Raw genomic sequence first — 13,697 nt, 5'->3', positions numbered from 1 at the left:
CTCAACGGCACAAACCGCCCCGGCAAGGGCGGAGATTGCCCACCGTCACCACGCTGATCCCTTCCACGGGGCGCTTCAGCGTGGCAACACTGCAAAGGGGATTCTTGCATGCCTCCTGCCCTGCGCAAAAGGCCGAACTGCCTGGCCTGCGCGGCAGCCACCTTCGTCTCGGCGCCTTACCGCCCCGGCCCGGAGCACGCCATCACGGCCTCGGAAAGCCGCCGGTCCTGCCTCGTGAGCGGGAGCGGCCGATGAGCAGTGAAGCCCGCGAGTGGGTGTGGGAGCACAGCTCCAGCCGGGGGACCGCGCGTCTGGTCCTGCTGTCGATCGCCGACCGGGTCGCCGACGAGCAGTGCGTCTCCTGGGCCTCGCTGTCCAGCCTGGCCAAGCGCACGCGCGCTTCCGTCTCCACAGTGCGCGAGGCCATCGACCGCCTGGTCCACGCCGGTGAGCTGGAGCAGCTCGACGACCTCACCGGCCCGCAGCGCAGCACCGTCTATCGCCTCCCCCTCGCCGCCAAGGCCGTGGCAGAGACCGCGGAGGACGAGAATGCCGACCAGGCGGCCGAGGCCACGCTGACGCTCCGGATCTCGGCCCTGCGACGGTGCGGAATCCGCCCTCGTGAGGTGCCGGAATCCGCCGCGAGGGTCCGGAAACCGGCAGTACCGGAATCCGGCAGGTCCCGACGGAAACCGGCACCTCGACGTACCGGAAACCGGCACAGCGATGTACCGGAAACCGGCACACAGAACCGTAGTGAACCGGATTTGAACCGTAGGTACAGCAGTGGTGGTGCTGGCGTCATCTCGGCTGCCGAGTGGCAGGTCGACCCAGCCACCCACACCTGGACCCGCCAGCAGGGACACTTCGACCGCCTCGGCGAGCAGGGTCTGCAAGCTGCCGACGCGAAGTGGCGTGCCCACCGGGCCGCCTTCAAGCCGAGGCCGGCGGATGCCTGGGCTGCCGACTGGCGCTCCTGGGTTGCCCGAGAGCACGCCCCGGGTCGCCCGAACCTCTACGCCGTGCCCGGCAAGGGCCCCGCCGTGCCGGGCGGCATGACGCGGGCCGAGGCCCACACCGCCGCCCTTCTCGCCGCCCTCGACGAGCCGACCGGAACGGAGGGCTGACCGTGGACCGCCGCGAAATCGCCGCCCTGCTGGCCTACATCGGCCGACTCGACCCCCGCACCATCCGAACCGACCAGGGCGAGGCCCGCGACCAGCTCGCCCAGTGGCACGAGCTGCTCGGAGATGTGCCGATGGCCACTCCGCACGGGTGGGACGCCTGCGTCGCCGCCCGCCAGCACATCCGCACCTCGCCGTACCAGATCCTGCCTGCGGACGTGGCCCGTCCCTGGGAGAGCTACCGGCGCGACCGCCTGGCGCGGCACTCCGATCCCACGCCGTCCGTCGACCCGGACGACCAGGCCGCCTGGACCGCCGAGCTGGTCGGCACCCGCCGCGCCGTCGCCGCCGGCACCGCGCAGCCCGCGCAGGCCCGGGCTATCACCAGCGGTCGCGGCGGGATCGACCCGAAGCTGGAGGCGCGGCTGCGGGAGATCGGCTCCTGCATACCGCCTGCGGCCCGAGCCGCCCTCGCGCCCTACCGGCCCGCCCGAGCAGCCCGCGAAATGGCCGTCGCCCTGGGGCAGCCCGACGCCCTGAGCGTCCGGTGCGAGTGGTGCCTGGCCCCGCCCGGCGAGCCGTGCCGTCGCCGCCGGATCGGCCCCGACGACGGGGTACGTACCACTGCCCCGCGCGCCACCCCACATCCCGGCCGCCTCGACCTCGCCGCCGCCCAGCAGGCCCATCAGACGGAGCAGGTCCAGCAACCCGCGATGGCCTGACCGGCGCATCCGGGGCGTGCATCCCGTCCGGTGCACCGCTGCCCAACCCCATCGTCCCGCCCCGGGTGCGGCGCACGCCCGCGCACCGCAGCCGGCACCCGACGCCGCGCCCGCCGAGCACCGCCCCGGTCGGCCGACGCGGCAGCACATCGGAGATCACCTTGCGCCACATCACCACCCACGACGCGCCGGCCACCGGCCTGCGCGGCATCGGAGACACCAGCTGGCACACCCGCGGAGCGTGCCACGGCATGGACGTCGAGGACGCCGACGCCGTCTTCTTCCCCGGGCCCCGGGACCACGAAGACATCGCCGAGGCGAAGGAGCTGTGCGGCTGGTGCCCGGTACGCCGCGACTGCCTCGACTTCGCCCTGGAGAACGTCCTCAAGGAGGGCATCTGGGGCGGCCTCACCGAAGCCGAGCGGCGCCCCCTGCACGACGGACTGCACCGGCGCCTCGACTACCGGCGCGTGACGGCCTTCTTCCAGGGACGCGACGTGCACCTGACCGAGGCCGAGCGGCAGGTCGTCATCGACCACGCCTACGTACGCGGCTGGCGGCCCGACCGGCTCGCCACAGCCCTGCAGATCAGCCACAAGCACGCCCGAGACCTGCTGCGGCAGGCCGCCAACAAGGTCTTCGACCGCGACCGCACCTACGGCGTGCCGCGGCCCAAGAAGAAGCGGAAGAAGACCACCCCGGCAACAGGCAGCCCCGCGCCCGCCGCACCTGGCACACAGCAGCCGGTAGCCCGCCCGGCGGCGTCGACTCCGGCGCACGCCCCTCTCGGAAAGGCCGCATGACCCACCCCGTCCTCGCCCTCAGCGCCGCTCCGGACCTTCCTCTCCTCCTCACCGTCGGTGTGCCCGCCGCCCTCGTGCTGGTGCTGGCCGCCTGGACGATCCGGCGCCGGGGTACGCGCCCGCAGAAACGTCTCGGCGGTCCGGCGGTCAAGGTCGCTGCCCTTGCTGCCCTCGGCTGCACCGCCTACAGCGCCGACACCTCGTGGCGCTTCGCCGCCGACTACCTCGACATGGCCGGAACCGCCGAGCGAGCCGGCATGTTCGCCGCGGCCGAGCTGGCGCTCTTCGCGACCGCGCTGATGGCACGCCAGAACCTGGCCACTCAGGGTGCTCCTGGTCTGCCGGGCACCCTGGTTTGGGTGATCACCGGAGTGCAGGTGATCCCCGCCTACGCCGAGAGCGGCCCCATCGGCGGCACAGTCCGGGCCTTCGTCGGGCCCGTCATGGCGGCGATGTTGTGGCACCTCGCGATGGGGATCGAGCTGCGCCTTCGCACCCCGGGCGCCGCCTCCCACGGACTGATCGCCGTCCTGGGCCGGGAGGCACGCGAGCGGCTCCTATCCCGCCTCGGCATCGCCGCGCGAGACCGCGACGCCGCACAGATCACCCGGGACCGGGCCACCACCCGCGCGGTCGCCCTCGCCGCCCGCCTCGCCGAGCGCACACCCGAGCAGCAGCGGAGCTGGCGCGGCCGACGGCTCACGCGGCGCCTGTCGAAGGCGGTCGGCAGGGCCTCGGTCGGCACCGACCCCCTCCAGCGCGCGAACCTGCTCGACCAGCTCGCCGCCCGCCGGCACGCACTCGCGCTCGCTACGGTCCCGCTGCCCTCGCCCTGGTCCCCGGTACAGAGCACCGCAACGGCAGCCACGGTCCCCTCGCAGTCGGCCTCGAAGGCGCCGGTCCCCGTAGCCGGTCCCCACGGTCCCGACGAGTCGGACGGGGGCACGGGACCGAGCGCCCCCTGGGGACCGGTCCCCGAGCTTGCGGGCTCGAAGACGTCGGCAGGCGCGGGGACCGAAGGCGAGAACGCGGGGACCGGGGTGGGGACCGAGGCCCGAGAAGCAGGCGCGGTCCCGGGGACCGGTCCCGCCAATCCGGAAGCCTCGGAGGGGGACGCCCGAGGCGTGGGGACTGAGCGCCTGACGCGAGAAATAACTGCTCAGGGCCCTGATTCACATCGGGGACCGACCGACACCGACACGGGGACCGAGCCCACCGGGGACCGGGGACACAACGTCCCTCTCCGGCGGAAGACGACCGCGAAGACCAGGACGAAGAACAAGGGGAAGCTCGGCCGGTCCCGCACCCCGCAGATACAGCGCCCGCCACGCGAGCTGGAGCAGTCGGTGGACCAGCTCGTCCAGCAGGTCCGCCCCCACGTCCCCGCCCTGCTCGAACGGGACGGCAACGAGTTCGTCACCCGGGTCCAGCTGCGGGAGATCCTCCGCCGCGAGGGCCTGAAGGGCGGCCGGAACGACCGGCTGAGCCTCGTCCTCCAGGAACTGCGGAGCGACGACACCACGAAGACAAGGAGCACCGCCCAATGAAGACCTGCCACCAGTTCGACACCGTCCGTGCGGAGTACGAGCGGGAGATCGGCTTCATGCTCGCCCACTCCAAGCGGCACGAGGGCAGGCCGGCGGCGAAGTCCAGCGCAAAGCAGGCTGCCTCGACGAAGCAGCGGATGGCCCGGGCGCTCAACAGCCACGTCGGGCGCTGCCCCGAGTGCGGCTGAATCGTCAAAGCCCCAGCTCAACGCCCCTACCTGCAACGGGTGGCCCGGCTCCGTGCCGGGCCACCGCCCCGCTTAAGGAGGCAAGCCGTGATTCCGCGTCCCCCTCGTCCATCCGAGCCCAACGCCGCCGAGGCCAGCGCCTGGGCGGACGTCTTGGTCCGCCGGCGACTCCTGCACGCCGCCGTCCTCGCGCCGAACGGCCAGTGGCTCGTCCAGGACCGGCCCGACGGACCCGTCCGCGTCCTCTTGGGACCGGCCGACGTCGTCGCACTGGCCGCGACCATCCAGCACCACACCCGCACCATGAGGCCCGAAACCCGATGACGAACCCCACCCAGAACGGCACCACCCCGGAACCTGATCTCGACTCCAACTCGGTCTCGGGGCGGTCGGGTAGCCGGAGCCCATCTCTGGGCCCCGGCCCCCTCAGAACCGGACGTGCGACTTTCACCGCATCCGGCTCAAGCAAGCCGCCTGGGCTTCGTGGGACGCGAACTTACGGTCCGATCTCCGTCATTCGCATGATGCTGACGGTGACAATCGGCATGCACAAGGCGGAGGTTGGCTCGTGCGTCTGTACCGCCGTCTCTCCGGTAAACGAGGTGGTGCTTGTTGAGCAGCTTCCTCGACGCCGAGAACCAGGCAATCCACTCGCGCACATTGTCCGGCTCATATTCGGCTCCTTCGATCAGCGCCTCACGGCAGAGGGGACACGTGCCCCGTTGCCGCGCTGCCAGGAGCAGACTCGTCTTCCCCATCGGTGGCGGCGCTTTGATGCGGCGACGCGCCCGCCAATAGCCCTTCAGGGCCGGATCGTCCGGAGACGCCGCCCCCTTCACCGGGACATGACGGGTATAAGCAGTCCACGCGAATTTCTGTAGATAGGCGCCACTGGCATGATCACCGAACACCCAATTATCCCGCCTGGACCTGTTGAACCGACCGAACTAGTGGCCCTTTATCCACAGCCCCGAACGGTTCTGGTGACTGTGCTTCGCCCACTTGTAGAGCAGCGTGAACATGTAGAAGTCCATCGAGCAGAAAACTCGATGCGACGCCACACCCCGGTAATACGCACTCCAGCCCTTGGCGACCGGATTGAAGGTGCGGATCACAGCTCCGGACGGACCGCCCCGCAGGGCTCGCATGTCCGTCCGCAGCCGCTTTCGGAGTTTGTTGCACGCCGCCTTGCTCGGCCTGATGACCAGCTTCTCACCGTGTCGCTGCACGGTGAACCCCAGGAAGTCGAACCCTTCATCGAGGTGGACCACGTGGGTCTTGGCCTCGTTGAAACGCAAACCTCGGGGAGCAAGCCAGGCCCTCAAATCCTCCTTGACCCGATACGCCTCCTCCTCGCTGTGACACAGCACCACGAAGTCGTCGGCATAACGGACCAGCACGGGCGCTCCTGGGGCGGTATGGTCCTCCCGCCCTTTGTGGTTCTCGTAGCGGAAGCCCGCGGCCTCTTCCATCCCGTGCAAAGCGATGTTCAGCAGCAGAGGGCTGACGACGCCGCCCTGGGGAGTTCCCTCCTCGGTCGGCGCCCACCGTCCGCCTTCCATCACGCCGGCCCGCAGCCAGGCACGGACCAGGTCCCTGGCGGGGAACTGCCCGATCATGGCCATCAGGTGGTCGTGACTTATACGGTCGAAGGCCCCTTCCAGGTCCGCGTCCAGCGCCCAGCGGCGCTTGGCCCTCGGGCCTCGCGTGGAGGCCCGGATGGAGCAGATCGCGTCCTGGCAGCCTCGTCCGGGGCGGAATCCATAGGATCTCGCCTCGAACCGGGCCTCCCACTCGGGCTCCAGCGCGTTCTTCACACGAGCCTGGAGCACCCGGTCACGAATGACCGGAATGCCGAGCGGGCGCTGCTTTCCGTTCGCCTTGGGGATGTACACGCGCTTGACCGGCTGAACCTTCCACGGAGTGGCCAACCGGTGGCTGTGAGCTGCCAGTTTGGCCCGCGCCGCCGGAGTGAGGGCGCGTTTTCCGTCGATGCCAGCGGTCTTGCGACCACTGCTCTGCTGCGTCACCCGCCGCACGCTCACCAGCGTGTTGCTGCGGCTTCGCAGCATGAGCTTCTGCAAGTTCCGGACCTTCTTCAGGTCCCCTTCCCGCGAAGCCTTGAAGATCCGCCGCCTCAGCCGCCGTACGTTCCGCTCACACGTGGCCCAGTCAATGCTGTGCCACGCTCGCGTGAATGGCCCGTCCTCGGGTCCGTTCACCTCGGACGCGCGGGCAGTCGCATCTGCCACTGTGGTGCTCATGCGCGCCTCCGGCATCTAACTTGTACCTCGGTTCCGGCGTCTTTGCGTTGGTGCTTCAAAGGCTCACCTGGTCCACGTGGGCGCCCTTTCGGGCCGGGCCACCAGGACCCGTATCCGGCGGGTTATGGCGGACAGCGTGTGGAGAGCTGCTGTCCGGTTTCCCCTGACCTTTCGGCCAACCGGCATTCGCTTCTTGGACCATCCTGTTCCTGCCGGGGAGTTGGGCCTCCCTTACGGTCGGATTACCGGTCGAACCGGACCCCGACAGGGTTTCCGTGTTCCGCATTCCGAAGATGCGGCTGGGGTGGGCGCTCCCTATACCCCGTGGCCAGCGGTGTCCCACAACCGGTGTTGCTTGCACCGGAAGCCGCCTGTGCCTTGCAGCACCGAGCCGTCCCCTGCGAATGAAAGCCATCTCAGGGGTCCCATATTCCGAGGCATCAACCAGGAGTTCACGCGCGTTCGCCCGTCCAGCCTTCCCCTTGCCTGTGGCTCTCGATGGCCGAGATGCCCTTGGGCGTGAACGCTCAGCTTCACACCCCGCCGTTACCAGCGACGCATGTGAGCGCGGGGACTAATCGCGACACTGATCAGGAGGAAATCCTTTGTCTGAGCCTCTCCACGAGAATCACCTCACTTCCGAAAATGCGGCCTCACGTCGCACAGCAAGTTGGGGCGGAAGCGTAGCTTCCGCCAACCCCGCCCCAAAGTGGGACGGGGAGGACCTGCACCGGGGGGCGCAGGTCCAGGAGGCTTCGACCGAGGGCGGATCGAAGCCGGGACAGGAGAAGAAGCCGACCGAGCGCCGCAGCCACCGCGAGCGCGCTGTGCGCGCTCGTCAGCGTCCGCGTCAGCCTCGCGCCACGAAGCGCCTGCATCAGCCCAACACTCGTTTCAACGAAGAAGAGTTCGCGCTGATCAAGTCCGCCGCCGCCCGATGCAACCTGTCCGTCGCCGGATTCCTCGCCCGCGCCGCGCTCGCCGCAGCCCGCGACCTCGACCGAACCAGCGCCGAGATAGCCGACGAACGCGAAGTGATCACAGCCCTGTTCGACAGCCGGCGTCGGCTCGGCTGGGCCGGCAGCAACCTCAACCAGGCGGTCAAGGCACTCAACTCCGGCGCGGACGCTCCCCAGCTCGATGCGGCCGTCGCCGCCGTACAGCGGGCCGCCGACACCGCGCATGCAGCCGCCACACGCCTGATCGAACGCCACGGCGCATGATCCCCAGCGTCAACAACGCCGGATCAGAGACCTTCGGTCTCCTCAAATACCTCTACGAGACCGGCAAGTACGAGGACCACACCGACCCCCATCTCGTGGCCTCCTTCGACGGCATGGCCCCCGACCCCGGCCGTGACCCGAACGCCACCCTCAAGGACCTGCAGCAGCTCCTGGACCAGCCCGTGATGGCCCTGCCGAAGCACGCGCGTCCGGCCAAGCACGTGTGGCATACCTCCGTGCGCGCGACGGCGGACGACCGGATCCTGTCCGACGAGGAATGGGGTGAGATCGCCCGGCGGATCGTGGCCGCCACCGGCATCGACCCCGGCGACGGGCAGCCTGGCTGCCGCTGGGCAGCCGTACGACACGCCGACGACCACATCCACATCGTCGCCACCCTGGTGTGCGAGGACGGCAGCCGCCCCGACGACTTCCGCTCCGGCAAACGCGCGCAGGCCGAGTGCCGCCTCATCGAGAAGGAACTCGGCCTCCACCAGGTCGCCCCCGGCGACGGCACCGCCGCCCAGCGACCCACCAGCGCCGAACGCCACAAGGCCGAACGCCAGGGTCGCGAGCGCACCGCCCGCGAGGAGCTGCGCGAGACGGTACGGCGCGCGGTATCCGGTGCGAGGAGTGACAAGGAGTTCTTCGACCGGCTCGCCGCTGCCGGCGTCCTGATCCGTAAGCGCGCCGCGCCCTCCGGAGACCTCCTCGGATACAAGGTCGCTCTGCCCGACGACCTGAACAAGGACGGCGAGCCGGTGTTCTACCCCGGCGCGCGCCTGGCCCCCGACCTGTCGCTGCCCCGCATCCGGGAGCGCTGGTCCGGCGACACCGGGACCGAGCCAACGTCATGGAAGGAGGACACGGTCCGTACGGGGCCTGGCGCCCCGGCCTCCGCCCGCCGCGGGACGGCATCGGCTGCGTGGCAGGCCGTGCTCATCGTCGAGCACGGCGACGACGCGGTCGCCGCCGCCCACATCGCCGCCGCCGGCGAGGTCCTGGACGCGCTCGCGAAGACCTCCGCCGCACACACCCGCCGCGAACTGCGAGACTCCGCAACAGCGTTCGAGCGGGCCTCCCGCTCCCACGTGCGCGCCGTACGCGGACACGACCGCGCGCTGCGGCAGGCCGCCCGCGACCTCGTCCACGGCGGGCCCGCCCTCGGCCGCGGTGAGGACGGTGCCACCACCGCGATGGCGATCGACATGCTGTTCTTCCTCATCACCGCCGCCGCCCACTGGCACGCGAGAAAGGGCCATGCCCAGCAGGCCGAAGCCGCCGCCCAGGCGGCCGGGCACCTGCGCACCGCCTACCGGGCCGCCGCCGCTCAGCCGCTCGGCGTGCTCTACCAGCGAGGCCGACGTCTGAGCCGGCCGGTGCTCCAGCGGCAGACCGTGCTGCTGCGCGAAGCGCTGCCGGGGCTCGCCGAGCGGATCCTCGCCGAGCCCGGCTGGTACGCCCTGGCCGCGACCATCGCGGAAGCCGAAGCCGCCGGCCACGATCCGGCCGCTCTTCTGTCCGCCGCGGTCGGGCGTCGTGAACTCGACACCGCGGAGTCGGTGAGCGACGTGCTGGTGTGGCGGATGCGGCGGACGGCCGATCTGCCCGCCGACGCCTCGCCCCTGTCCGAGAGCGGCACCGCTGGGGTCCAGCCCCCAACGCACAGGACGGCACCCCAGACTTCCGCGCCAGGCCGCGGCCGCAGCGGGGAGGAGACATCGGGCAAAACCCGGTGAGCCCTGCCAGCCGGGGTGCAGCCTCAGCGCACGACCAGGAGCAGGCGCACCGCCACCTCCCCGCTCGCGTGCCACAGCATGGCCGTACGCCACAGCGGACCCCGGCGGCGTTCAGGCCCGCGTTGTGGGTCACGGGCGCTACGCACACTCAGGAGGAACGCAAGGGCGCAGGTGCGGCGACTCGAGCCAGTAGGCGACGCGAAGTTGGGCGGTCGAAGCCGACGTGACGTGTTCGGGCACGCCGAGGGGACATCACTCATCCGCTCGAGACACGCGCCGTGCCCACTCGTCATCCGCGCCCCCAGGAGGCGGAAACCGCCTGATGACCTGCCCGAAGGCGACTGTGGACTTTGTGAATTGAAACCGCCAGGGGCGTAAGGCACGATCATGAAGCGAGCAGGACGAGGCACAGGAGGACGCCAGGGTGTTTCAGCGAATACGCCGCCGGGCCAAGGAGCCCAGCGAGGAACAGCGCCGGTTCTTCGAGCTGTCGGCGCGGCTGCAGAACGAGGTCCCGCCCGGGATCGGGGTGCCGCCGGCCGAGCCGGAACACATCGAGCCGACCGCGGTGGTGGACGACTTCCTTCCGCCGGAGTTGCGGGTACCCAGCCACGACCAGGTCGGCGGCACCATGATGCCGTGGAAGCAGCCGCTCGTCCTCGACGGCGAGATGGTCGCCTGCGCCGAGTGCGGCGCGTACCGGGACTGGCTCATCCTCTCCACCCGCGACCAGATCTGGCTGCGGTGCCGGGTCGGCCACCAGCAGCAGGAAACCCGCCTCGACACCGCCTGGTTCAACCGGAACCGCGGACCGGCGGACGCGACGCATGCCACGTTCGAGGAATGCCTGCGCCACCTCGGGCACTGACCTCCACTCCTACGACCCCGCCGGGCCCGCGGGCCCGCACTGACCACCCGTCGTCCAGCACCAAGGGGTCAGTTCCGTCATGCGCGTTCGCGTCGCCACCACCGTCCTCGGCATCACCGCCGCCCTCCTCACCGTGTCCGCCTGCTCCACCGACACCACCGGCGCCAAGCACGCCACCGCCGCCACCGCTCGGACCGGGTCGCCGGCCGACACAACCCAGGCTGCTCCGCTCACGTCGGCCGCGCTGGAGACGCGCCTGCTCGACCAGAGCGACCTCGGCAGCGGCTACCTGCGCAAGCCGGAGCGCCTCACCCAGCACGACGACGTCACCGTCAACGGCTGTCCGGCCCTGAGCGAACTGGGCGGCGACGCGGCCACCGGCGCCACGCTCACCTTCCCCCGCAAAGCGAAGACGGCCTTCACCTACGGCGGCAGCTCCTCCGAGATCTCCGAGGAGTTGTACAGCGACGGCGCGAACAAGCTGTCCGACGGCATCGGCCGGATCTTCGACGCCATGACCGGATGCCATACCTACCAGGTCGTCGCGGGCGGCACCCCGATCGACATCGCCTCGCAGAAGCTGCCCGCGCCCCACGGCCTCGGTGACGAGCAGTGGAGCCAGCTCCTGACGTTCTCCGCCGGAGGACGGAGCACCGTGGTCAAGCAGACCGCGATCCGCGACGGCAGCCTGCTGCTGATCGTCTCCGGCTCCCCGGCCCTCGTCGACCGCCACCTCGACAAGGCCCTCACCAAGGCCACGGCAGCCAGCTGACCGACCTCGACACACTGCTGCCCCCGACCAGGACGGTCGGGGGCAGCAGTGCTGTGCTTGTTCCGCTTTGACGGACACCAGTGCGGTGGTCAGGCTGCGGTTCCGTACATCCACCGGCGAACCACGGTGTAACCGTCAGGAAGCTCGTTCCCCGTCAACTCCCTATACCTCGCCTTGGCCTCTTCGCTGGCGTGCTGACCGGGAGGGAGCCTTCGGAGGAAGGGGTCGCGGTCAGGGGCAGGCGAGGACTGGCGAGGCTGCTCCGTAGCTTCATCGTCGGAGGCCGGTTCGTAATCCGCGATGTCCTCGACCTCATGCCTTGTGGAGCCCTGCCTTGCGAGGTAAGCGACCACGGCCAGACTTACGCTCAGAGTCACGCCGCCCATGACGCGGATCTTCGGCTTGTGCTTCGCGTACCAGCTCTTCGACTTCTCGTCAGAGGGCGCGGGCTCGCCATCTGCGGGAGTGCGTTCACCAGGCGTGGAGTCGTCCATGTGCACACATCTATCGGACCCAGCCGCTACCTGTCAGGCAATCAACCGACATCACCCGATCCGCTTCAATACACCGAGCAGACCCCCGCTTCACCGCACTTCCCCGCCTTGGGGCCGGAGACGATCACCGGTGCCGGGCAGGCCCGACACCCTGTACTCGTCGCCCCGGTCGCCGTCCTCCGACTCGATGGCTCGCCCGAGCCCCGGAGGGAAATACCAGAAGCCCGGCCCTTGTTCGGGGACCGGGTTTCTTCCGTCTGGTTAGGTGCGCCGTCGATGGCTAGGCCGGCGCCCGCAGCAGTCGCTCCCGGGTGGCCTCGGGCAGCACCCGGCGCAGGACCGGTGCGGTCGAGCTGAGGGAAGTGGCGAAAGCTGCCACGAGGTCGTGCGGGGCGCTGGCTCCGAAGGAGGCCGCCCACAGGCAGGGGGCGCCGAGCGCGGGCTCGGCCCATGCCTGCCATCCGACTGGTCCTGGCTCGTCGGCCTCGGTCGTCAGGGCGCGCGGGTCGGCGTCCTGGATGAGGGGCGGTACCTCGCCGAGGCTGATGTGCGAGGTGAACGTCGGGTCTGTCGCTGCCGCGTCGGGCTGGTCGATGTCGCGGAGCCAGCCGTGTGCGACTACGGCGTCGAGGACCAGTTCGGGTCCGGCGAACGGCACGGCGGGCTGGTCTCGGGCGTCGAGCGCGACGAGGAAGTCGGCCACAGCCTCGCCTGGGACGTCGGTGGTGAAGTAGCACGACCACGACGCGAGCGGGCTGCTGGTGTCCGCGCGGGCGGAGATCTGCCAGGCGATCGGCAGGTCTCCCAGGTGGAACGGCTCGTCCGCCAGGCTCCACTGCGCCCATCGGAGGGTGTCGGAGCTGATGTGCAGAACGGTGCTGCGCAGGACCTGGCGGTCCTGGGGTTCCTCGTCCGGCTCATGACGTCCGCGGACAATCGTCAGGCTCGTCCAGCCCAGACCGGAGAGCGTGTCGGCAACGCCGTCGTAGAGGCACCCGTCGTCACCGGCCAGATGCCGGGGGCCGACCCAGAACGCGGGCTGGCCGCCGGGCGGAATGGACGGGTCGGGCGGGAAGTCGGGGTACAGGGGCGCCTCCAAGGGGTCGGTGCGGGTCTAGTTGCCGCCGGCACGGCGGCGGGGGCGGCGCGGGGGTGCCTGGACGGGGCCCTGCCAGGTCAGGGCGATGGCGACCTCGGGCGGCAGATGTCCGAGCTGTGCGTCCTCGTCCCGCCCCTCGGCGAGGTAGACGACGGTCCGGCCGGTCTCATCCACGGACTGCACGACCTGCGCCAGGCGGTGCGCCATCGGAAAGAAGGGGTTCATGGCCTGTCGGACCGGAGTATCCCGGTCGCAGGCGGACAGCAGGTCGATGAGATCACCGACGGTCATCTCCGGGGTCGTCACGAACAGCCTCCTGGGGTGAGCGGAAACAGTGAGCGGTGAAAAGGGCGGGGCCCGACATCTGACCGGCCGCCCGGGCGAAAACTACTCGTGGGCGCGCTGTCGTACACGACGTGAGGTCTCCAGCACACGCGCCACGGCGGCGGCGACGATGTCGGCCGGCGTCTCGATGTCGAACGACAGGTGGTAACCACGCACCTTGGCCGTGCCGGACACAGCGATCTTCCATCCCTCACCGTCCGTACCGGGACGGCCGAGCGGGAACCAACCGAGGTAGAACCGGCCGTCCTTCGAGCTGACGTGCACGTCCGCACGGTCGTCCACAATCAGGTGGAAGTCCTCTGCGGAGAACTGGTCCATCACCAGCGTGGGCTGGCCGGGTCCGAGCTGCCACTCACGCAGCCGCAGGGCTTCAACGGTGGTAGCGAAACCGGAGCCCACGGGCGCTACGGTCACGGGCAATCACCTCTCTGACCTGGGGTTTCTTGCAAGGTCGTCTAGGTTGACATGCCCTCACGCACGTTGGCCAGTCATTCCGTGATCTTTCCTGT

General features: G+C 70.2%; 16 protein-coding genes. 10 read left to right on the top strand and 6 right to left on the bottom strand.

Translation table 11 applies throughout. The features are described from left to right. Positions 1–251 precede the first annotated feature (251 nt). The 6 genes from C6376_RS32270 to C6376_RS32245 all read left to right on the top strand — a co-directional run bounded on the left by C6376_RS32270 (position 252) and on the right by C6376_RS32245 (position 4,708). Positions 252–1,127 carry a helix-turn-helix domain-containing protein gene (locus tag C6376_RS32270; protein WP_107446593.1) on the top strand — a complete coding sequence of 292 codons (876 nt, stop codon included), beginning with the start codon at positions 252–254 and terminating at the stop codon, positions 1,125–1,127. Between the two features lie 2 nt (positions 1,128–1,129). Continuing rightward, a complete protein-coding gene (locus C6376_RS32265) occupies positions 1,130–1,846 on the top strand; it encodes a hypothetical protein (protein WP_107446592.1) in 717 nt (238 codons plus the stop codon). A gap of 161 nt (positions 1,847–2,007) precedes the next feature. Continuing rightward, positions 2,008–2,649, top strand: a complete 642-nt coding sequence (locus C6376_RS32260) for a WhiB family transcriptional regulator (RefSeq protein WP_107449320.1) — start codon at positions 2,008–2,010, stop codon at positions 2,647–2,649. Continuing rightward, the gene (locus C6376_RS32255) at positions 2,646–4,196 is read left to right on the top strand and encodes a hypothetical protein (protein ID WP_107446591.1); all 1,551 of its coding nucleotides are present in this window, start codon (positions 2,646–2,648) and stop codon (positions 4,194–4,196) included. The genes C6376_RS32260 and C6376_RS32255 overlap by 4 nt, the downstream gene beginning before the upstream one ends. Further along, positions 4,193–4,384, top strand: a complete 192-nt coding sequence (locus tag C6376_RS32250) for a hypothetical protein (protein ID WP_055493674.1) — start codon at positions 4,193–4,195, stop codon at positions 4,382–4,384. The genes C6376_RS32255 and C6376_RS32250 overlap by 4 nt, the downstream gene beginning before the upstream one ends. Before the next feature lie 87 nt (positions 4,385–4,471). Further along, entirely contained in the window at positions 4,472–4,708 is a 237-nt protein-coding gene (locus tag C6376_RS32245; RefSeq protein WP_107446590.1) for a hypothetical protein, read from the top strand. Between the two features lie 137 nt (positions 4,709–4,845). Here C6376_RS32245 and C6376_RS46560 read toward each other — a convergent pair whose 3' ends face one another. Further along, positions 4,846–5,142, bottom strand: coding sequence for an HNH endonuclease (locus C6376_RS46560; RefSeq protein WP_367881092.1), 297 nt, complete (start codon positions 5,140–5,142; stop codon positions 4,846–4,848). Positions 5,143–5,331: 189 nt separating this feature from the next. After that, entirely contained in the window at positions 5,332–6,648 is a 1,317-nt protein-coding gene (gene ltrA / locus C6376_RS32240) for a group II intron reverse transcriptase/maturase (RefSeq protein ID WP_367881065.1), read from the bottom strand. Positions 6,649–7,475: 827 nt separating this feature from the next. On the opposite strand from ltrA, the gene C6376_RS46555 reads away from it, so the two are divergent. The 4 genes from C6376_RS46555 to C6376_RS32220 all read left to right on the top strand — a co-directional run bounded on the left by C6376_RS46555 (position 7,476) and on the right by C6376_RS32220 (position 11,250). Continuing rightward, positions 7,476–7,871 carry a mobilization protein gene (locus C6376_RS46555; RefSeq protein WP_367881064.1) on the top strand — a complete coding sequence of 132 codons (396 nt, stop codon included), beginning with the start codon at positions 7,476–7,478 and terminating at the stop codon, positions 7,869–7,871. After that, positions 7,868–9,610, top strand: a complete 1,743-nt coding sequence (locus C6376_RS32230; protein ID WP_107446589.1) for a relaxase/mobilization nuclease domain-containing protein — start codon at positions 7,868–7,870, stop codon at positions 9,608–9,610. The genes C6376_RS46555 and C6376_RS32230 overlap by 4 nt, the downstream gene beginning before the upstream one ends. Before the next feature lie 424 nt (positions 9,611–10,034). After that, positions 10,035–10,478: a hypothetical protein gene (locus C6376_RS32225; protein ID WP_061334558.1), complete on the top strand. Its 444-nt coding sequence runs from the start codon at positions 10,035–10,037 to the stop codon at positions 10,476–10,478. A gap of 79 nt (positions 10,479–10,557) precedes the next feature. Then, on the top strand, positions 10,558–11,250 hold the full coding sequence (locus tag C6376_RS32220) for a hypothetical protein (protein WP_107446588.1): 693 nt from the start codon (positions 10,558–10,560) through the stop codon (positions 11,248–11,250). An 89-nt stretch (positions 11,251–11,339) separates the two neighbouring features. Here C6376_RS32220 and C6376_RS32215 read toward each other — a convergent pair whose 3' ends face one another. From C6376_RS32215 to C6376_RS32200, 4 genes are all read right to left on the bottom strand, one after another. Next, positions 11,340–11,744, bottom strand: a complete 405-nt coding sequence (locus tag C6376_RS32215) for a hypothetical protein (RefSeq protein ID WP_061334554.1) — start codon at positions 11,742–11,744, stop codon at positions 11,340–11,342. 280 nt (positions 11,745–12,024) lie between these two features. Beyond that, on the bottom strand, positions 12,025–12,843 hold the full coding sequence (locus C6376_RS32210) for a DUF317 domain-containing protein (RefSeq protein WP_107446587.1): 819 nt from the start codon (positions 12,841–12,843) through the stop codon (positions 12,025–12,027). Positions 12,844–12,858: 15 nt separating this feature from the next. Then, positions 12,859–13,149: a hypothetical protein gene (locus C6376_RS32205; protein WP_061334550.1), complete on the bottom strand. Its 291-nt coding sequence runs from the start codon at positions 13,147–13,149 to the stop codon at positions 12,859–12,861. Between the two features lie 81 nt (positions 13,150–13,230). Further along, a complete protein-coding gene (locus C6376_RS32200) occupies positions 13,231–13,602 on the bottom strand; it encodes a DUF317 domain-containing protein (protein ID WP_057608361.1) in 372 nt (123 codons plus the stop codon). Positions 13,603–13,697: the final 95 nt, after the last annotated feature.

Origin of the sequence: Streptomyces sp. P3 (genome assembly GCF_003032475.1) — a bacterium.
GTDB lineage: Bacteria > Actinomycetota > Actinomycetes > Streptomycetales > Streptomycetaceae > Streptomyces.
This window is presented reverse-complemented; position numbering and strand designations above follow the sequence as displayed.

Coding starts and splice junctions, on each gene's coding strand:
- C6376_RS32270 (WP_107446593.1), top strand. CDS start 252: ATGAGCAGTGAAGCCCGCGAGTGGGTGTGGGAGCACAGCTCCAGCCGG.
- C6376_RS32255 (WP_107446591.1), top strand. CDS start 2,646: ATGACCCACCCCGTCCTCGCCCTCAGCGCCGCTCCGGACCTTCCTCTC.
- C6376_RS32250 (WP_055493674.1), top strand. CDS start 4,193: ATGAAGACCTGCCACCAGTTCGACACCGTCCGTGCGGAGTACGAGCGG.
- C6376_RS46560 (WP_367881092.1), bottom strand. CDS start 5,142: ATGGGGAAGACGAGTCTGCTCCTGGCAGCGCGGCAACGGGGCACGTGT.
- ltrA (WP_367881065.1), bottom strand. CDS start 6,648: ATGAGCACCACAGTGGCAGATGCGACTGCCCGCGCGTCCGAGGTGAAC.
- C6376_RS32230 (WP_107446589.1), top strand. CDS start 7,868: ATGATCCCCAGCGTCAACAACGCCGGATCAGAGACCTTCGGTCTCCTC.
- C6376_RS32220 (WP_107446588.1), top strand. CDS start 10,558: ATGCGCGTTCGCGTCGCCACCACCGTCCTCGGCATCACCGCCGCCCTC.
- C6376_RS32215 (WP_061334554.1), bottom strand. CDS start 11,744: ATGGACGACTCCACGCCTGGTGAACGCACTCCCGCAGATGGCGAGCCC.